Source organism: Ruegeria sp. BF10 (assembly GCF_056538725.1).
Genome location: NZ_JBQFTR010000002.1, coordinates 302685 through 321768 on the forward strand (window position 1 = coordinate 302685; position 19084 = coordinate 321768).

Genomic DNA, 19084 nt, shown 5'->3' on the forward strand with positions numbered 1-19084 from the left:
GGGAACATTCCACTATCTAGAACAGTACCCCGGTTACCGATGTCGGTCTCGTGAGATTGAACTGGTTTGATACCGTATCATATGCCCGTATTTGTGTTTTGCGCCGCTCTGCGGAGGTTTTTTCTCTTCTGATCAACTCACTCCACGCTCTCGCCATAATGAAGCGCCAAGAAAGACGGCAGGATGCGATTTCTCTGGCTTTACCTTGATGATGTGAGAGATGGCTAAGGGGTAAACCCTTTCGGCACACCGAATATCGGAGAGTCTACGCTGCGACCTGTCAACGAATGCAGAAACGCAATCAGGTTTTCTATTTCCAGTTCCTCAAGCTGGATCGGATCAATGTCAATTCTTTTGCGTTGACGCTCCATTTCATAGTGGTCCTGCCAAACCAGGAAATCCGTTTTTTGCAACCATGGTACCTCGGGCAAGGCAGCCATGTGAGGAGTCCATTTGTCCAGGCTTGCCTGCGGGTCCAAATGATGGCGAATAACGCTTTCAAGATCGGGGAACGCGCCATTGTGACCGTAAGGCGCGGTCAGGGCAACGTTGCGCAGCATCGGGGTGCGGAATCTGTAAGCATCCTCAAGGCGGTTGCTTTCACCCATGCGGCCCACATCCCGGACGAAGGGGTCCCATTGTCGTGTGCGACCCGGCCCAAAGGGCGGCAAACCCAACGCATGGAACTTCTGATCTGACATGAGCGGCCCAGTGTGGCAGGTCGAGCAGCGAGCTTTGCCGTAGAAAAGCTTCATCCCCTCGATTTGTACCGTTGAAAGGGCATTCGAGTCGCCCGCAAGATAGTGGTCAAACGGGCTGTCGGTGCTACGCCACTCGATCGCCATGAAAGCGGCCAGAGCGTTGACGACTTGCGTGATCGTGATGTCCTCGGTCGTCTCGACCTCATCAAAGGCGGCGACGATGGCCGGACCATAGCGCGGATCGGTGCGGACGCGTTTCGCCAGAATGGGCCAGCCCTTGTCGATACGATCATGCACCGCGCCCGTGACCTCATTTTCGGCCACATTGCCCGCCATCTCGAATTGGGAGGTCAGGGGAAACAGAGCCTGTGCCGCCAGCAGGGAGTTCAGGCCCTCGGGCAGCCACTCCTGCGCCGGGGAATTGAAGCCGTTGCCGTAGACGTCGGAAATGCTCAGCCTGCCGTCGTGAAAGACGGTGTGTATGTCCTTGGCCCCAAGATTCCATAGGCCCGGAGAGTTGCGAGGGATGCGTTTGCGTATTCTGTCGGCCCCGGTGCCGGGTGTGCGGTCCGGCCCCAACCCCTTCCCCCCTTCTCCTATGCCCAGAGACAACCCGTCCGAAGTGCCGAAATCCGGGTGGTGACAATGGGCGCAGGCGATGTTGCGGTTGCCTGACAGGATCGGGTCGTAAAACAGTTGATGACCGATGGCGGCCTGTTCCATATCAAAGGGGATAAAGTCATCATCGGTCAGCGGGCGCGGCAAATCCTGTGCCACAGCGGCCCCGACCCAGAAGAAGGCAACCATCCCATGCGCCAGCTTGTTCTTGCCCTTTGCGTATTTGCGTCTCCGGCTCTGGCTGAACTGGAACAAGCCCGCGATATGATGGAAGCCGGACAGTTTGCAGCCGCGCGCGAGGAACTTCTTCCAGCCGCGCGCTCGGGCAACGCCGAGGCCGAGGAGTTGATCGGCGTGATGTACGGGCTGGGTCTCGGGGTCGAGCAGGATTACGAACGGGCCTTTGAATGGTATCTGCGCGCCTCGATGAAGGGGCATCCGGGGGCGCAGTCGGGTGTTGGCTGGTATTATGAATTGGGTCTGGGCATGCCCGCGCCCGATCTGGTGCGTGCGTATATGTGGTACACGCTCAGCGCCATTGGCGGCGACCCCGACGCGGCGATCAGCCTTGAGGAAGTGGTCAAGAAAATGTCGCCGGAGCAAATCGAAAAGGCGCATGTTCTGGTCAACGACTACAAAGGGTGGATGTACCCGTTTCGGTGAGGGCCAGGCCGCAAAGCCCGGCCCAACCGTTCACTTCAGATCTGCATCGCGAGCGGCGTTGACGTCCGCTTCAGCCGCCGCGACCGCTTCGGTCAGTGCAGCAAAGATTTCATCGCCACGCGCAACGTTGGACTGGAACCAATCATACACTGGCGTTGCGGCCTCTTTGAACGCAGCCTTCTGGTCGGGTGTCAGCACATAGAGGTCTCCGCCGCCGGCGACGAAATCCTCATAGGCTTGGATCGACTTGCGCTTGGGGGATGCAAAAGTGGCCTGTTGCAACGCATAGAACCCGTCGACCACGACGCGGCGCATATCCTCAGGCATCTCTTGGAACTTGGCGTTGTTCATCCACCACAGTGCGCCCATATAGGCATGGCCGTCCAGCGTTACATATTGCAAGCCCGCATCCGGGAATTTCATGCCCATGATGTCGGTGATGCCGTTCTTGGATCCTTCAACGACACCGGTCTGGAAGCTGGTGAACAGTTCCGGCCACGGGATCGGGGTAGGCGAAGCGCCCAACGCCTTGACCAGTTCCTGCGGCAGATCGGCGACCACGGTACGGATTTTCAAACCTTCCATATCCGCAGGCTCGGCAATGCGGCGCTGGGTGTTGGCAAAGTTGCGCCAGCCGCCGGTGTTGCCGATGGTCATCAGACGGATCGCGCCGCCCGAGTCCTCAAGCGCCATGTCACGCATGGTACGGGTGAAGTCGCCCGACAGGACATGCTCGGCAATGCGGTCATCGGCCATCAGATAGGGCAGGTCCAGAACCTGCACGTAGGGAAAGATGCCTGAGGCACCGCCCGAGGTCGAGATGTAGATGTCGATGGTGCCGTCTGCCACGCCCTGCAAACATTCGGCCCCGTTCGAGCAGAGCTGTGTGCCGATGAAAAGCTCGACCTCGATCGCGCCGTTCGAGGCAGATTCGACATAGTTCTTGAAGACGATCAGCCCGTCATAATCCTCATCGTTTTCGTTCGAATTTGCGGTTGCGCGCAGCGTATAATCGGCGGCTGTCGCAGCCATAGCGGACGCCGCCACCAGCGATGTGGCCACCGCTGCGGTTTTGATGAATTCTCTGAGCATGCGTTTCCTCCCTGTGAAACTCAGTTAGTTGGCAAATCCCGTTATCCTCGGGATCGTCATGGATAGTGCGGGGATGTATGTGATCAGGAAGATCACGATGATTTCGACCGCCAGGAACGGCAGGATCGCCTTGGCGATGGTTTCAACCCGTTCGCGCGATACGGCGGCAGCCACGAATAGCACCAAACCCATCGGTGGCGTGGCGAGGCCGACCGTCAGGTTGACGCTCATGATGATGGCGAAATGGATCGGGTCGACACCGAGGCTGGTGAAGATCGGGCCAAGGATTGGTCCAAGGATGATGATCGCGGGGCCTGCGTCCAGGAACATGCCGACGATGAACAGCAGCAGGTTAATCAAGAACAGAAGGATCAGCGGGTTTTCTGACAGGCTGAGGATCAGCGAGGCCAGTTGTTCCGGCGCATGGCTGAGGCTGACAACCGTCTTGAACGCCATTGCCGCGCCGACCAGCAGAAGAACAACGGCTGAGGTCATGCCTGCGTTGCTGAGCACCTCGGGAACTTCTTTCCATGTCAGTGTGCGCAGGACGAAGAAACCGATGATGAAGGCATAGCCCACAGCGACTGCCGCAGCCTCGGTCGGTGTAAAGATACCACCCAGAATACCGCCCAGAATGATGACCGGTGTCAAAAGTGGGAAGAAGGCCTTCAAACTGGCCTGACGCCTCTCGGACCATGTGTATTTGCGGCTGGCGACGGGGAAGTCGTAGCGGTCGGCCATCAGTTTGATCATCAGCATCAGACCGACACCGACCATCACGCCCGGAACGATCCCCGCAAGGAACAACGCGGCCACGCTTTCGCCCATCACATAGGCATAGATGATCATGATGCCCGAGGGCGGAATGATCGGCCCGATCACCGAACTCGCCGCCGTGATCGCGGCGGCGAATTTGCGGGTATAGCCCTGTTTCTCCATCGCCGGGATCAGCATCGACCCCAGCGCCGAGGTGTCCGCCACGGCGGACCCGGACAGGCCCGCAAACAGAATCGAACTCAGCACGTTCACATGCGCCAGACCACCGCGCAGATGGCCCATCAGGGCTTGGGAAAACTCGACAAGGCGGATGGTGATGCCGCCTCGGTTCATGAGCTCTCCGGCCAGCATGAAGAAGGGGATCGCCATCAGAGGGAAGCTGTCCATGCCGTTATAGACATTGCGATAGAGCAGCGTGATGTCGTTTGTCTGGCCGTTCAGCCACAGCAGGATTCCGGGCGCCGCGAGCAAAGCGAAAAAGACCGGCAGGCCGATCAGCAGGAAAATCAGGAAGGTGGGCAGGAACCAGATCAGCATTTATTCGGCCCCCACTGCCGCATCGGGAATTTCGGGCAACAGGTGGCCGCCGCCCAGCAGAATAATGAAGGATCTCAGGATCAGCTCGATATTCACCGAGATCAGCAGGATGATCCCCACCAGCAGCGATGCCATCATCCAACTGCGCGGAATGCGATACCATTCGTCGAACCCGAAAGTGGTGGGCAGATACAGCGCGGCGGTGGCGAATTTGCCGCCAAAGCCGGTAACCTCGGACCAGCCGATGTTGACCGCGACCAGCAGGACGACGAGCGCGATCAAAAGCAGGAACAGATTCAGCGTTTGACCGATGATACGGGGAAGGAAGCGTTCCAGCATGTCTATGGCCACAAAGCCGCCGCGCCGAAAGGCGGTGGGCGCCATAAGACCGGTCATCCACAACATGCAGAACCGCGCGGCCTCATCCGGCCACGGCAGCGCATTGCCCAGAACGTATCGGAAAAACACCTGGATCAGGATTGCGATCACCATGAGCGCAATCGCAACAACACCAACCGCGCGGCCCAGACGCAGCACGGTTTCGTTCACGAATGCAATCGGCGCAAGCACCGATGCCAGTCCGCCCATGCGGATCCTCCCTTGTTCAGCCGCGGGTGTCCCCCACGGTCATCAAATCGCGCTTAGGTTTTCGCGAATTGGCCGAGTTTCCCGGCATAAAAGGTCAGCGCGTCTCCATCCGACATGCTGGCCCTGAGAACCTTTCCAACTACAATAACGTGATCGCCTGCATCGTGATACGCGTGCTGTTCGCATTCGAATCGCGCCAGGCAGTCCGCCAACACCGGTGTCCCGTTCTCACAGCGCTCGTGGCGGATGTCCCGCAGTGCAAAGGCGTCTTTCGAGCAGCCGAAACACAGCTCGGCCTGTTCCGCGGACAGCACGTGGACGCTGAAATGGCGCGCCTTGTGGAAATAGGGGAAGCGGCGCGAGTTTCGGTCTCCGGCCCACATGATCAGCGGTGGGTCGAGCGATAGGGACGAAAAGCTATTCGCGGTGATGCAGACCGGCCCGTCCGCGCTGTCGCAAGTCACGATCGTGACGCCGGTTGCAAAGCGGCCGAAGGCGTCGCGCAGGGTGCGTGTGTCGTCCTTATGCGGAATGAAGGTGCGGGTCATGTCCTTTGAGATTGCGTTCATCATGGTACCTCATGCCCCAATGCCGCCTCGTACAGGCGGAACCAGCTTTCGCGATCCAGTTTGACTTTCAATGCGTCCGAGGCGCGTTTGATCCGGTCCAGATTGTTGGTGCCCAGAACCGGCAGGATGTTGGCCGGATGGGCCAGCAGGAACGCCACTGCGACGGCCGCACGATCCACGCCGAACCCGGCTGCGATTTCGTCGGCGACGACCCCAACCGGTGGGTTTCCGGCCATCAACAGGCCTCCACCCAGCGGCGACCACGCCATCACCGGATGGCCATGCTGTTGGTGAAACGCCAGGTCCCCGTTGGTGAAGGGGCTGATCTCACCCAGAGAAATTTCGATCTGGTTGGTGACCAACTGCGTTTTCATCGCCGATTGCAGCAACGACCAATCCCACGGGCGGAAGTTGGATACGCCCACCGCGCCGACCTTGCCGCTGGCGACAACCTCATCCAGGGCGGCTCCGGTTTCATGGTGGTCCATCATCGGATCTGGACGGTGGATCAACAGCAGATCGATGTGGTCAATCGCCATTTCCGACAGCGACGTTTCGACCGATTTCAGTATGTGGGCGCGCGAGGTGTCGTAGTATTTTACCTTCGCATCCGCGTAACGGCCAACCGGCGCGACGATGTCGCACTTGGTGACGATCTCCATCTTCTGACGCAGGCTTGGATTGGCGCGCAGGGCCGCGCCCAGCACGGCCTCGGCCTGATAGCCGCCATAGATGTCGGCCTGATCGAAGGTGGTGATACCCTGATCCAGACAGGCCTGAATCTTGGCCTCGACATGGCCCGCGGACGTGTCACTGTCATCGCCCAACCGCCACATGCCATAGACAAGGCGGCTCATTTCCAGCGAGTCAGATAGTTTCACACGTTGCATCAGCGGCGTTCTCCTTTGCCCAGCGGTGTGGCCGGGGTCGTATCTGGAACCCTTCCGTAAGCTTCGGGAAGGGAGCAGGTTTTCAGATTCGGCAACACGCGGGCGCCGAAATGGCGGGCTTCGTCCAGATGCGGGTAGCCCGAGAAGATGAAAGCGCGGATGCCCATCTTCTGGTATTCCTCGATCTTCGACATAACCTGATCGGTTGATCCGACCAGAGCGGCACCGCAGCCAGACCGCGCCCGGCCAACACCGGTCCAGAGACCGGGTTCGACATAGCCGTACTCATCCGCCAGATCGCGGTTCCTGGCCTGGTGCGCCACACCCAGCGAGGTCGAATCCAGCGCCCGTTCGCGGATGGCACGACCGTATTCGTCGTCCAGCTTCGAGACGATGTAATCCGCGTATTCCTGTGCCTCAGCCTCGGTATCGCGAACGATCATATGGACACGCAACCCGTAATCCAGCGTGCGGTCGTAGTTTTCAGCGACGGCGTGAACAGCCTTCATCCGCTCGGCCAGTTGGTCCTTGGTTTCAGGCCACATCAGGTAGACGTCACAATGCTCGCCGCACAGATCCAAGGCAGAGGGAGAATAGCCGCCGAAATAAAGCAGCGGCCCGCCGGTCTGATATGGCTTGGCCGGGTCGGTGGTCAGGCCCGAGAAGTTATAGACCTCGCCTGCATGATTGATCTCATCCTGCGTCCAGGCCTGTTTCAGAATCTCCACCACTTCGCGCGAGCGCTGATAGCGGAACGCGCTGTCGGCTTTCTCACCGGGAAAGTCGGATGAGATGATGTTGACCGTCAACCGCCCCTTCAGCATGTGATCCAGCGTTGCGATGGTGCGGGCCAGCATGATCGGTTGCATCTCACCACAGCGCACGGCGGCCAGCAGGTTGATCCGGTCGGTGATCGGGGCGCAGCCGGCGACAAAGCTCAGCGTGTCTTGACCGACCTGATAGGAGGACGGGCAGAGGATGTTGCGGAATCCCTGCGCTTCGGCCTCTTTCACAATGCTCGAGCAATGCTCCCAACTCGACCGCAGGTCGCCATCAGGGACACCAAGGAACTGGTAATCATCTGAACACAGCGCGGCAAACCACGAAACTTCGGCCGCATCCAGATCGGGGGATGTGATGGGGACGATGCTCATTTGATTCACGCTCCGTACATCTTTGACTTTCCTCTTGCGTAGCAATCGCTTTGATGTAGATCAATAGTGTATCAATTTTTCCTGCGACCGAGTGAAGCGTCTGCCGTGCCTGCATCCAACCGAAACCCTAATGCCCTGCCGGTATTTATTCAGATCGCGGAACTTCTGATCCGTGACATCGCGGCTGGTCGCCTTATTGAAGGTGAGCGCTTGCCACCCGAGCGCGAGATGGCCGCAGAGCTGAATGTCTCGGTTGGAACTCTGCGAAAATCGCTCTCTGAGCTAGAAAAAAAGGGCATGTTGGAGCGTATCCAAGGCTCGGGCAACTACATCCGCGAGACCGGCACACAAAACAGCGTCTATGCAATGTTCAGGCTGGAACTGCCTGAAGGGGGTGGCCTGCCACGTGCTGATATCCTGTCGGTTGACCATCTGAATAAGCCGGTCGACCTGCCGAAATTCGGTGCTTCTGACGCCGGTTCGCGTGTCCGGCGGATGCGCTACCTGAATGATACAATCATCGCTGTCGAAGAAATCTGGCTGGACGAATCAGCGGGCCTGATCGACCAGAGCCTGCTGTCCGACTCGCTCTATCGCTATTATCAGCGCCAGTTGGGCTTTTGGATCGCAAGAGCCGAAGACAGGGTTTCGGTCCGGCCCCTACCGGACTGGACGCCTTCTGACTTCACCAAGCCAGCAGGCCAAGCAGTCGGTTATATCGAGCGGTTCAGCTGGTCGGAAAACGCCGAACCCGTTGAATTCTCAAAAACATGGTTCGACCCGGATCGGGCCAACTACGTCCAACGTCTGAAGTAAAAGGAATCGCACATGACCCGGACCATCAATTACGGGCTGATTGGATGCGGAATGATGGGGCAAGAGCACCTGCACAACATCGGGTTGCTGGAAGGTACCAGTGTGGCTGCGATCTATGAACCCGATCTGGAAATGGCAAAAGCCGCCAAGGCAATTGCGCCAACTGCAACCATGGTAGGTTCCGTCCAAGATCTTCTGGCGGTAGAGGAACTGGACTGCGTCGTCATTGTCAGCCCGAACCATCTTCATGTGGACCAGATCTGCGAGATCGCTGAAACACGTCCTCTGCCGCTTCTGGTAGAAAAACCATTGTTCACCGACCCGCAGGACGCGCCCCGACTCGAGCAGTTGCAGCGCGACTACCCCTGCCCGATTTGGGTTGCGATGGAATACCGGTACATGCCCCCTATTGCTGCTTTGATCGACAAAGCCGAGGCGACGGGTGGGGTAAAAATGCTGTCGATCCGTGAGCATCGTTTTCCATTCCTGGACAAGGTCGGCAACTGGAACCGGTTCAACCGAAATACTGGTGGCACTTTTGTCGAGAAATGCTGCCACTTCTTCGACCTGATGCGTCTGATATTGCAATCCGATCCGGTGCGTATCACGGCAAGCGGTGGGCAGGCGGTGAACCATCTGGACGAGCGTTACGACGGTCAAACCCCGGATATTCTGGATCACGGCTATGTTCTGGTCGACTTTGCTTCGGGAGCGCGCGCGATGTTGGAGCTTTGCATGTTTGCCGAAGGCTCACGCTATCAGGAAGAAATATCGGCCGTCGGACCGGACGCCAAGATTGAGGCGTTTGTTCCCGGGCCCGGACGATTCTGGCCCGATCATTTGGGAACTCCGCCACTGCCGCAGGTGATCCTGAGCCCGCGCAGTCCCAAAGGTCCGGTATCAATGGACGTTCCGGTGGACCCCACCCTTTTGGCGGCAGGGGATCACAATGGGTCAACCTACTATCAGCACAAAGGATTCCTGGCCGTTCTTCGTGGCGAAAAGGCAAAACCGGATGTGAGTTTGAAGGACGGCCTCTGGGCTGTCAGGATGGGGCAAGCGGCGCAACAGGCAACAGAAACCGGTGAAACGGTTTACTTGGTCTGACATACACCCGCTGGTTCCTGCCCGGCCTGCTGGTCGGCTGGCCGGTCTGCCTTTCCCCTGCGCTCATGAACGAGTGCTGGTAACCGACCGTGAACGCAGCCCGCCGAAAATTGGCTGATTGTGCCTCGTGACCCAGCGCAACGGCAAAGTCTTCCATCGATAACTGCGATTTGCCCAGTTCATCGTCCAGCAGGGTGTCGGTACCGGTTCTGTACGTGCCCAGGCGTGGACCGGGCTGCAAGAGGGCTGGCGGGTTGGCGTAAGTCCAGTTTGCCGATGTTTCAGAGGCGCAGAGTCCCCATTGCGCCATCGATGCGCGGGCTGTTGGAACGATGTTGTCAGGCGAGAAGTCCGGATCTGACATAACCGTATGTGGACCGCCGTTTGGCAGATGCAGACGCGCGGCGCCGCCAACGACGATCAGAGCCGTACCCACGCCATTTGTCGTGGAAGCGGTTGATCGAAAACACTTCGGACGCTGTGTCTTACCTTGGCACGCGTCCGTTCGTAGATGAAATCTACGGTCTGGGCGTTTGTCAGGGCGGTTCGATCATCGCGTCGGCTGCCGTGACCGATCACCGGATCAAGAAGATTGCCATGGTGTCCGGCATGATGGCAGCGGACGTGACCTGCCCCCGAAACTTCCCTCGATCTGATGTAGAGTTTGCTCAACCTCTTAAAGGAGCAAACGAACTCTTGAAGAAGCAAACGAATGCGAAAGAGCCGTTTCGCGGAAGCCCAGATTTTTGGGATGACCAAAGAACAGGAAGCCGGGATGCCGTCACCCCAATATGCGTGTTGAAGAACTCGACCATCGTTTCGGGGTGCTCGCCAAGAGAGTTAAAGCCGATGAAGCGACGCGTATCGCTGTCCTTGATCCAGTGCAGTTTCTTGTCATCACCCGGGTTCAGATCGTAGGTTGTCTGAACGTCTTTCCCAACGTTTTTGGCGTGGAACGCGACAAGAAACGAAGGCGGCAAGGTTGCGCCTTGCAGGGTCTTCGCAACAGCCAGGCCGATATCATCACCTCCAGTGTTTGAAGCCCATCCCACAATGCAAATAGTTGTCTTGTGCTCATGCGCGGCTGGCGAAATCACGCTTTGGGGCGGCTTGGCCTCGCGCAACACAGCCGCTGGACCAAACAACAAGCTTCCAAGTGCGTTTCACAAAGTGTCTGACGTCCTTATCTGTAAAACACACGACTTGATCTGACATTTCTGCTCTTTTGGAGCGCAAGTAAGGAGTGTCGATCAATGACAAGCATTCAGGAAAACATCATCAAACCGAAGCTGGGGCTGCTGGAACTGGCCAAACAGCTCGGCAGCGTTTCGCAAGCCTGCAAGGTAATGGGATACAGCCGGGACAGCTTCTACCGGTTCAAGGAATTGTATGAGCAGGGAGGCGAGCAGGCGCTGGTGGGGGCTGCGTTGGAAATCACTGACTGCATCGAGCACTTGTTGAGCCTTCGCCAAAACCGCAGTGTCGTCATGAGTGATCTGCAACCCGGTTGCTGTTTCGGTTGAACAAGGTAAGCCCCTTTTCTTCGGCAAGACGCTTGAATTGATGGCTGATGGCCGGCTGTGTCAGGTTCAACACCTCGGCTGCGCGTGAAACACTGCCTTCACGGGCCACCGTCACGAAGATCAGGATGGTGATAAGGATCGAAAACCGGTCTATGTAGGACTTACTCATATGGCATTATGCAAATTGTCATTAGCTTTTTGCCTGCCGCTCCCGCAGAGATCGGTAGAACCAGCGTTGTGTGGTGGTGGGTGAACCGCCCCCACCCTCGGAGGTGAATCAAAAGGGCCTCGTACCAGTAAACAGGAATCCGTTTCCTTTCCGGTGCGCAAATGGCGAAGCAACGACAGAACAGGTGGAAGACAAAGATGTCTGACGGCGCAAACAGGTTCGACTATATCGTGATTGGCGGCGGATCGGCCGGGTGCCTGCTGGCCAACAGGCTGAGCGCCGATCCCGGGAACCGGGTTTTGCTGCTTGAGGCAGGCAAGCCCGACACCTATCCTTGGATACACATTCCGGTTGGCTATCTCTATTGCATCGGCAACCCGCGCGCAGACTGGATGTACACAACCGAACCCGCCAAGGGGCTGAACGGGCGCAGCCTGCTTTACCCGCGCGGGAAGGCGCTCGGCGGGTGCTCCTCGATCAACGGGATGATCTATATGCGGGGCCAAGCCCGCGACTATGACAACTGGGCCAAGCTCACCGGTGAAGAGGCATGGAACTGGGAAAACGCGCTGGCCGACTTCAAGGCTCATGAGAACCACTACCGGTTGGATGACGGTGCCGACCCACGCACCGGCGACAACAGCCGGTTTTCCGATCTGCACGGGCATGGCGGCGAATGGCGGGTGGAAAAACAGCGACTGCGCTGGGATGTTCTGGACAGTTTTGCCGAAGCCGCTGTCGAAAACGGCATCCCCAAGACCGATGATTTCAACACCGGCGACAATGCCGGGGTTGGCTACTTCGACGTCAACCAGCGTTCTGGCTGGCGTTGGAATACCTCCAAGGCGTTTCTGCGCCCCGCCAAGTCGCGCCCGAACCTGTCGATCTGGACACAGGCGCAGGTCGAGAAGTTGACCTTCGAAACAGGCGAGACTGGTCGGTTGCATTGTACCGGCGCAGTTGTCCATCACAAAGGACAGCCCATTGCGGTCGAGGCCACAAAGGAGGTGGTTTTGTCTGCTGGCGCCGTGAACTCGCCGCAAATCCTGCAACTGTCGGGGATCGGCCCGGCGGCGCTTCTGAAAAAGCACGGAATTGATGTCGTCATGGATGCGCCCTATGTGGGTGAAAACCTACAGGATCACCTGCAAATTCGTGCGGTCTACAAGGTCAAGGGCACCAAGACGCTGAACACCTTGGCCAATTCGTTGATAGGCAAGGCCAAGATCGGACTGGAATATGTGCTGAAGCGCTCTGGCCCGATGAGCATGTCGCCCAGCCAATTGGGGGCTTTCACCCGGTCTGATCCGGCAAGACCGCACGCCAACCTCGAATACCACGTTCAGCCGTTGAGCCTTGAGGCGTTTGGCGAAGACCTGCATGATTTCCCCGCCATCACCGTCAGTGTTTGCAACCTGAATCCGACCAGCCGCGGGCATGTCCGCATCGCGTCTTCGGATTTCCGTCACCCGCCTCGGATTAAGCCCAATTATCTCGATACAGACGAAGATCGCAGGGTTGCCGCTCTAAGCTTGCGGCAGGTGCGCGAAATCATGGCTCAGCCGGCGATGGAAGCCTATGAGCCGGAAGAATTCAAGCCGGGCATTCAGTATCAATCCGACGAGGAACTGGCCCGTTTGGCAGGCGATATCGCCAGCACGATCTTTCACCCAGTTGGTACGATCAAAATGGGCCGAGAGGATGATGAAACCGCCGTTCTCGATCCGCATTTGCGCATGAAGGGAGTGATTGGGCTGCGCGTGGTCGATGCTTCGATCATGCCAGAGATCACCAGTGGCAACACCAATTCACCCACGATCATGATCGCGGAAAAGGCCGCGGGCTGGATGCTGGCGGGTCAATAAGTCCCGTAGGCATCCGGGTGAAAGAACTTCCCAGAGGATCCATGCGCAAGCCATTCTCCGATCTTCCGGTGACCGGCGTGAAAGTCGCCGGCCTTGCCAGGTGTATCGCCGGTCCTGCTGCCGCAATGTTGCTTGGCGATCCGGGCGCGGCATCAACGGCGTTCCAATCGCGTCGCAGACCTTCTCTCCGGCGCCCGGGCAGCGGACGATCTCCGTTGCCGAGTTTACACACGTTGCCCGCAAGGTCGCGGTTCAGCTGCCCCGGACCGAGGGCGTCAGCCTGACCCACCTGGTGGGCGCCGCGTACGAGGTCCTGCGCGATACGCCCGTCTCGGAACATCCGACACCGTGCGGCATCAGGCATCAGCAGCTTGCGGCCAGGGCAGCGCGCCTATTCGACCGCACCAGCCGGTCTTCTGTGCCACGGCGGTGCGCAGATCCCACTGACGAACGGTGGCTCCTTGTCGACTCCCGCCGAAATCGCCAATCTCAAGCTGACCGCTCGCGACGGTCGCGCGATCTACGCGATCTATATGCGCGATGTGGCCTTTGTATCGGATCTGGACAAACGGCATGTCGCTACGCTGCGGCGCGACATCCACATCCCGCTGTCTTTGTCCGATCAACCGGCATTTGGTGCGGCACGCATGACCTTGCTGTGCGCAAAAAAATTCAGGCCCGGGGGAATAAACCCGATCGCCTGCGTGTAAGTGTCATGTCTGCGATGGTGCAGACGCCCGACACGGAGGAACACCCGAATGACCCGCACTTCTTTTGCGCTGACCACATCCACCCTGATGGCATGCGCCCTTGCAACCGTCGCCGCCGCTGGCAATGCCCCGGTCCTGACCGGGAAACTGGGTGATCAGACCATTTTGATGGATGCCAACAAGATGACCCTTTACACGTTCGACAAGGACGAAACGGGCAAATCCAACTGCTATGATCAATGCGCAGTGAACTGGCCGCCCCTGACCGCAGCCGCAGGAACCGACCTGCCCAAGAATTATTCGTTGATCCAGCGCGACGATGGCACGATGCAGATCGCCTACAAGGGACAACCGCTGTACCTGTGGATCAAGGACAAACAACCCGGAGACATGACCGGCGACGGCGTCAAGGGCGTGTGGCATACCGCGCGGCCCTGATTGCGGCGCAAGGGGGCGGTCCGACCGGGCCGCCTTTGACTTAGACGATGACACGGACATTCGACCAGCAACTCGAAGACGCCCTGCCCGATCTGTGGCGATTTGCGTTTTCACTGACCCGGAATCGCGACCAGGCCGACGATCTGGTGCAGGATGCGGTTTTGCGCGCGATCCGGAAAAAGGGGCTCAGATGGCCGGGCCACCCGGTCAAGCCCTGGGCGATGAAAATCCTGCTCAATTGCCATCGCAATGACCGGAGGCGCGCCGCGACCCGTCCCGAAACCGATCCTCGGGCGTTGGATCAACTGGTCTCGCCCGAGGCCACCTCCGAAGAGCGGTTGGAACTGCGCTGGCTTTGGCGCCGGATCGACGCCTTGCCGGAGGATCAGAAACTTGTTCTGCTGGCTGTCACCATCGCGGGGCTGACCTATGCCGAGACCGCCCGATTGCTGGGTGTCCCGCAGGGCACCGTCATGTCTCGGTTGTCCCGGGCCAGGACAAGGCTGCAAGCCCCGGAAGAACAGGCGGGCAAATCACGATTGCGGAGCGTGAAATGACGACCGAACCGACCATTGAAACCCTGATGCAGGCCGCTGTCGACGGCCAGTTGACGCCATCTCAGCAGGACCGCCTGGACCGGCACCTGGTCGCGCATCCCGCCGACCGCGCGCGGCTGGCGGAGATGATCCGGCAGGCGGAGATGGTGCGCGCCTCGGTGCCGCAGCCCGATCCCGCGCAACTGGACCGGCTGATGCGCGGGGCGCGCGGGGGCACCAGTCACGCGGGGTTCGGACGGCTGGCCGCAGCGGTGGCGATCTTTGCCTTGGGTCTGGGCAGTGGCCTGTTCCTGTCGCAGGATTCTGCCACGCCCGTGACATTGATGGCGCAAGCACCGGTTCAGGCGGCGGCGGCACACGCCCTGTATTCACCCGAGGTTCTGCACCCGGTCGAGGTGTTCGCCGATCAGCGCGATCATCTGCAAACCTGGCTCAGCAACCGGCTGGGCGCGCCGGTGATCGCACCGGAGTTGGGGGACACCGGTTACCGACTGATCGGCGGGCGGCTGCTGCCGCTGGGCCACGGCCCGGCGGCGTTCTTCCTGTATGAAAACGAATCCGGCGACCGCCTCAGCCTGTTTGCCAATTTGACCACGGACCCGGCTCAAACCTCGTTTCAATACCGGCGCGACGGGGATTTGGGCATCGTGTTCTGGCAGGACGGGCGATGGGAATACTCCATGGTGGGCCGCTCCGGTCGCCAGGTCATCGAAACCATCGCACGGAAGGCCCATGAAGAACTGATCTGACAGGACTATTCCGCCACGCACACCCGTTCGTGTTCGGTCAGTGTTTTCCACGCGTCATATTGTGACAGGAAGACCTGTCCGTTCAGGTCGTCGAGGAAATGGGACTGTTTCAGCCGGTCCATGACCGGGCCTTTGACCTCGCTCAGATGCAGGCCGACGCCCATGTCGCGCAGGCGGTGATTGATCGCCTCGAGGCTTTCGAGCGCCGAGAAGTCGACCTCGTTCACCGCCGAGAACATCAGCACCACGTTGCGGATCTCGCAGCCCTCGGTCACGCGCGACTGGATCAGGTCTTCGAGGAAGCGGGCATTCACGAAGTACAGGCTTTCATCCACCCGCAGCGTCACCAGCGTGGGGTCGGTCTCGACCTTGTGGCGCTTGATGTTGCGGAAGTGCTGGGTGCCCGGCACCAGCCCCACCTCGGCCACATGCGGGCGCGAGGTCTTGTACAGGTGCAGCAGGATCGAGATCGCCACGCCGCTGGCCACGCCGGTCTCGACCCCGGCCAGCAGGGTCAGGGCGATGGTGGCGGCGACGGCGGTGAAATCCGCGCGCGAATAGCCCCAGGTCTTTTTCAGGATCGAGAAATCCACCAGGCTGAGCACCGCCACGATGATCGTCGCGGCCAGCGTCGCCTTGGGCAGGAAGTAAACCAGCGGCGTCAGGAACAGCGCCGCAATCGCCAGCCCGATGGCGGTGAAGGCGCCCGCCGCGGGGGTTTCGGCGCCTGCATCGAAATTGACTACCGATCGTGCGAAACCCCCCGTGACGGGGTATCCCCCGGTGAATGCGGCGCCCAGATTGGCCGCGCCCAGGCCAATCAGTTCCTGATCGGGGTCGATACGCTGGCGTTTCTTGGCGGCCAGCGTCTGCGCCACCGAGATGCTTTCGACGAAGCCGATGATCGAGATCAGTATGGCGGGAACCAACAGCGCGCCGATCAGGTCCAAGGACAGCCCCGGCAGGGTCAGCGGCGGCAGGCTCTGGGGCACCTCGCCCACGATCTTGACGCCGCGCGCGTCCAGCCCGAAGGCCCAGACGGACAAGGTGGTCGCCACCACCGCCGCCACCGGCCCGGCCTTCGTCAGCACATCCGCCAGCAGCGGCGGCACCCCCATGCGCCGCAGCGCCGGCTTGAGGTTCTTGCGCACCCAGAACAGGAACGCCGTAGCCAGCACGCCGATCACCACCGTGATCGGGTTGGTCTGATCCAGATGCGCCAGGATCGAACCCAGCATTTCCGGCAGGGTGTGCCCATGCGCTCTGACCCCCAGGATGTGTTTCAGCTGGCTGGTCGCGATCAGGATGCCCGAGGCGGTGATGAAGCCCGCGATCACCGGATGGCTGAGAAAGTTGGCCAGAAAGCCCAGCCGGAACACGCCCAGCAGAACAAGAAAGCCGCCCGACAGGAAGGCCAGCGTCAGCGCCGCAACCGCATAGCCGGCGGTGCCCTGCTCGGCCACCTGCCCCACGGCCGATGCGGTCAGCAGCGACACCACCGCCACCGGACCCACCGCCAGCACCCGGCTGGTGCCGAAGATCGCATAGAGGATGATCGGCACGATCGAGGCATAGATCCCCGCCTCGGGCGGCAGCCCCGCCAGCAGCGCATAGGCCAGCGATTGCGGGATCAGCATGATCGTCACGATCACCGCCGCGACCAGGTCATTCGACAGCGCATTGCGGTCGTATCGGCGACCCCAATCAAGAATCGGGAAGTAATTCAGTAGGCTCTGCATGGGTCCATGTCCTGAAAAGGCGGCGGTCAGAGCGAGGAGGCTCTGACCGCCAGATCATGGCCTGACATCCGGGAGAGACAGGCCAGAACTTGCGCCGGTGTCACCGGCGTCGGTTTCGAGGAGGTCAGGTTTCTTATTCGGCTGCCACCTTCAGTGCCTCGGGCTTGGCCATCCATTCCTTGCCCTTCAGCATCGCCGACCAATAGACCGGCGGCAGCAGCTTTTCTTTCAGGAACCAGGCCGCGCGGCTGGGTCTGGTGCCGTCGATCAGGAATTTCGGAAAACTGGGCTTCAGGACACCGCCATACCCGAATTCGGCCAGCACGATCTTGCCGCGTTCCACCGTCAAAGGGCACGAGCCATAGCCGTCATAAGCAGCGACCGGCGAGCGCCCTTCGATATCCGCCACGATGTTGTCGGCCACGGTCGGCGCCTGCTTGCGCGCGGCGGCCGCGGTTTTCGCGTTCGGGGCGTTCATCACATCGCCCAGCGACCAGATGTTGTCATAGCTCTTGTGCCGCAGCGTCGTCTGATCGACATCGACCCACCCCGCCGCATCCGCCAGCGGCGAGACCCGGACGAAGTCCGGCGCCACCTGCGGCGGGCAGACATGCATCATGTCGAACTCGACCGTCACCTGCTCGGGCTCGGCGTCGGGCTTGGTCACCCGGAACGTGGCAGTTTTCGCGGGCCCGTCCACCGAAACCAGATTGTGGAAGAAGTTCAGCGTGGCGTCGTACTTCTTGACGTAGTCCATCAGCGCCGGGACATAGTCCTTTACCCCGAACAGCACGCCACCCGCGTTCATGAACTGGATGTCGACATCCTTCAGAACGCCCCGCCGAACCCACGCATCGCCCGACAGATACATCGCCTTCTGCGGCGCGCCGGCGCATTTGATCGGCATCGGCGGCTGGGTGAACAGCGCCCGGCCTTCCTTCAGGTCCTGGACAAGCTGCCAGGTATAAGGTGCCAGGTCATAGCGATAATTCGAGGTCACGCCGTTGCGGCCCAGCGTTTCCTCCAGCCCCTCGACCGCGCCCCAGTCCAGCTTGAGCCCCGGAGACACCACCAGACGGTCGTATTTGACCACCCGGCAGCCATCCAGGATCACCGCGTTGTTCTGCGGCTCGAACGCGGCCACGGCGGCCTTGATCCACTTGACCCCGCGCGGGATCAGCGAGCCCATCGTCTTGGCCGTCTGCTCGGGCGTGAACACGCCGCCGCCCACAAGGGTCCAGCCGGGCTGATAATAATGCACGTCGGACGGGTCGATGATGGCGATCGACAAGTCGGATTTGCGCGCATGGAGGCTGGCCGCAGTGGCGATGCCGCCGGCCCCGCCGCCCACGATCACCACGTCAAAGGACGCGTCCCCAGTGTCGGTCGGGGTCTTGCCGCCATTGGCGATACGGCGGGCCACGCCGCTCATGTCATATCCGGCGGACTTGGTCGCGGCCAGGATCTCGGGCAGAGGGCGGCCCTGCGCCGCCTCGTGCAGCGACCACAACGTGGCCGACCGCGTCCCAGTACGGCAATAGGCCAAAACCGGGCCCGGCAACTCGGTCAGGGCACCGCCAAAGGCCTGCGCGTCATCATCCTTGACCATCCCGCTCTGCACCGGGACATAGCGTGCCTCAAGGCCATGTTTTCGGGCCGCTGCTTCGATCTCGTCAAAGCTGGGCTGGTCGGCCCCTTCGCCATCGGGCCGGTTGCAGATGATGGCCCGGAACCCCGCCGCCTTGATGGCGGCAAGGTCGTCCGGCGTGATCTGCGGCGAGACCGACAACTGGTCGGAGATTTTCCTGTTTTCCATCGTCGC

20 protein-coding genes and 1 pseudogene are annotated in these 19084 nt (G+C 60.1%); 9 read left to right on the plus strand and 12 right to left on the minus strand.

Annotated features, from left to right (window positions below; all coding sequences use genetic code 11):
* Positions 1–224 precede the first annotated feature (224 nt).
* Positions 225–1508, minus strand: coding sequence for a cytochrome-c peroxidase (locus tag ACR0DJ_RS11170; RefSeq protein ID WP_480684969.1), 1284 nt, complete (start codon positions 1506–1508; stop codon positions 225–227).
* A 3-nt stretch (positions 1509–1511) separates the two neighbouring features.
* Here ACR0DJ_RS11170 and ACR0DJ_RS11175 point away from each other — a divergent pair, with 3 nt between their 5' ends.
* A complete protein-coding gene (locus ACR0DJ_RS11175; RefSeq protein WP_152460163.1) occupies positions 1512–1982 on the plus strand; it encodes a tetratricopeptide repeat protein in 471 nt (156 codons plus the stop codon).
* A gap of 30 nt (positions 1983–2012) precedes the next feature.
* On the opposite strand, the gene ACR0DJ_RS11180 is transcribed toward ACR0DJ_RS11175, so the two are convergent.
* From ACR0DJ_RS11180 to ACR0DJ_RS11205, 6 genes are read right to left on the minus strand one after another with little or no spacing between them, the layout of a single operon-like run.
* Positions 2013–3074, minus strand: coding sequence for a TRAP transporter substrate-binding protein (locus tag ACR0DJ_RS11180; RefSeq protein WP_257601053.1), 1062 nt, complete (start codon positions 3072–3074; stop codon positions 2013–2015).
* 24 nt (positions 3075–3098) lie between these two features.
* Complete coding sequence (locus ACR0DJ_RS11185) at positions 3099–4388, minus strand: TRAP transporter large permease (protein WP_170345268.1); 1290 nt, start codon at positions 4386–4388, stop codon at positions 3099–3101.
* The gene (locus ACR0DJ_RS11190) at positions 4389–4976 is read right to left on the minus strand and encodes a TRAP transporter small permease subunit (protein WP_480684970.1); all 588 of its coding nucleotides are present in this window, start codon (positions 4974–4976) and stop codon (positions 4389–4391) included.
* A gap of 53 nt (positions 4977–5029) precedes the next feature.
* A complete protein-coding gene (locus tag ACR0DJ_RS11195) occupies positions 5030–5545 on the minus strand; it encodes a flavin reductase family protein (RefSeq protein WP_371809256.1) in 516 nt (171 codons plus the stop codon).
* On the minus strand, positions 5545–6435 hold the full coding sequence (locus ACR0DJ_RS11200) for an aldo/keto reductase (protein WP_480684972.1): 891 nt from the start codon (positions 6433–6435) through the stop codon (positions 5545–5547). Before ACR0DJ_RS11200 ends, ACR0DJ_RS11195 begins: the two co-directional genes overlap by 1 nt.
* Positions 6435–7589: an LLM class flavin-dependent oxidoreductase gene (locus ACR0DJ_RS11205; protein ID WP_425079283.1), complete on the minus strand. Its 1155-nt coding sequence runs from the start codon at positions 7587–7589 to the stop codon at positions 6435–6437. Before ACR0DJ_RS11205 ends, ACR0DJ_RS11200 begins: the two co-directional genes overlap by 1 nt.
* Before the next feature lie 105 nt (positions 7590–7694).
* Between ACR0DJ_RS11205 and ACR0DJ_RS11210 the strand changes: the two genes are divergently transcribed.
* Positions 7695–8405: a GntR family transcriptional regulator gene (locus ACR0DJ_RS11210; RefSeq protein ID WP_480684973.1), complete on the plus strand. Its 711-nt coding sequence runs from the start codon at positions 7695–7697 to the stop codon at positions 8403–8405.
* A gap of 12 nt (positions 8406–8417) precedes the next feature.
* Positions 8418–9512: a Gfo/Idh/MocA family protein gene (locus tag ACR0DJ_RS11215; RefSeq protein WP_480684974.1), complete on the plus strand. Its 1095-nt coding sequence runs from the start codon at positions 8418–8420 to the stop codon at positions 9510–9512.
* Here ACR0DJ_RS11215 and ACR0DJ_RS11220 read toward each other — a convergent pair.
* Complete coding sequence (locus tag ACR0DJ_RS11220) at positions 9451–9948, minus strand: NAD(P)-dependent oxidoreductase (protein ID WP_480684975.1); 498 nt, start codon at positions 9946–9948, stop codon at positions 9451–9453. The two genes, ACR0DJ_RS11215 and ACR0DJ_RS11220, sit on opposite strands and share 62 nt — an antisense overlap.
* Positions 9949–10180: 232 nt before the next feature.
* Positions 10181–10657, minus strand: coding sequence for a hypothetical protein (locus tag ACR0DJ_RS11225; protein WP_480685243.1), 477 nt, complete (start codon positions 10655–10657; stop codon positions 10181–10183).
* A 108-nt stretch (positions 10658–10765) separates the two neighbouring features.
* On the opposite strand from ACR0DJ_RS11225, the pseudogene ACR0DJ_RS11230 reads away from it, so the two are divergent.
* Positions 10766–10927, plus strand: a pseudogene (locus ACR0DJ_RS11230) (helix-turn-helix domain-containing protein); the annotation flags it as partial.
* 70 nt (positions 10928–10997) lie between these two features.
* Here the strand turns inward: ACR0DJ_RS11230 and ACR0DJ_RS11235 are convergent.
* Positions 10998–11204: a LysR family transcriptional regulator gene (locus tag ACR0DJ_RS11235; RefSeq protein WP_480684977.1), complete on the minus strand. Its 207-nt coding sequence runs from the start codon at positions 11202–11204 to the stop codon at positions 10998–11000.
* A 197-nt stretch (positions 11205–11401) separates the two neighbouring features.
* Here ACR0DJ_RS11235 and ACR0DJ_RS11240 point away from each other — a divergent pair, with 197 nt between their 5' ends.
* From ACR0DJ_RS11240 to ACR0DJ_RS11260, 5 genes are all read left to right on the plus strand, one after another.
* Positions 11402–13069, plus strand: coding sequence for a GMC family oxidoreductase (locus ACR0DJ_RS11240; RefSeq protein WP_170345260.1), 1668 nt, complete (start codon positions 11402–11404; stop codon positions 13067–13069).
* 461 nt (positions 13070–13530) lie between these two features.
* Positions 13531–13779, plus strand: a complete 249-nt coding sequence (locus ACR0DJ_RS11245; protein WP_480684979.1) for a hypothetical protein — start codon at positions 13531–13533, stop codon at positions 13777–13779.
* Positions 13780–13827: 48 nt separating this feature from the next.
* Positions 13828–14217, plus strand: coding sequence for a COG4315 family predicted lipoprotein (locus ACR0DJ_RS11250; protein WP_425079277.1), 390 nt, complete (start codon positions 13828–13830; stop codon positions 14215–14217).
* A gap of 47 nt (positions 14218–14264) precedes the next feature.
* A complete protein-coding gene (locus ACR0DJ_RS11255; protein WP_425079276.1) occupies positions 14265–14774 on the plus strand; it encodes an RNA polymerase sigma factor in 510 nt (169 codons plus the stop codon).
* On the plus strand, positions 14771–15523 hold the full coding sequence (locus ACR0DJ_RS11260) for an anti-sigma factor family protein (RefSeq protein WP_425079275.1): 753 nt from the start codon (positions 14771–14773) through the stop codon (positions 15521–15523). Before ACR0DJ_RS11255 ends, ACR0DJ_RS11260 begins: the two co-directional genes overlap by 4 nt.
* A 5-nt stretch (positions 15524–15528) precedes the next feature.
* On the opposite strand, the gene ACR0DJ_RS11265 is transcribed toward ACR0DJ_RS11260, so the two are convergent.
* A complete protein-coding gene (locus ACR0DJ_RS11265; RefSeq protein WP_480684980.1) occupies positions 15529–17262 on the minus strand; it encodes a SulP family inorganic anion transporter in 1734 nt (577 codons plus the stop codon).
* Positions 17263–17395: 133 nt separating this feature from the next.
* Positions 17396–19078 (minus strand): bifunctional protein tyrosine phosphatase family protein/NAD(P)/FAD-dependent oxidoreductase, encoded by a 1683-nt coding sequence (locus ACR0DJ_RS11270; protein ID WP_480684982.1) that lies wholly within the window; start codon positions 19076–19078, stop codon positions 17396–17398.
* Between the last annotated feature and the right edge of the window lie 6 nt (positions 19079–19084).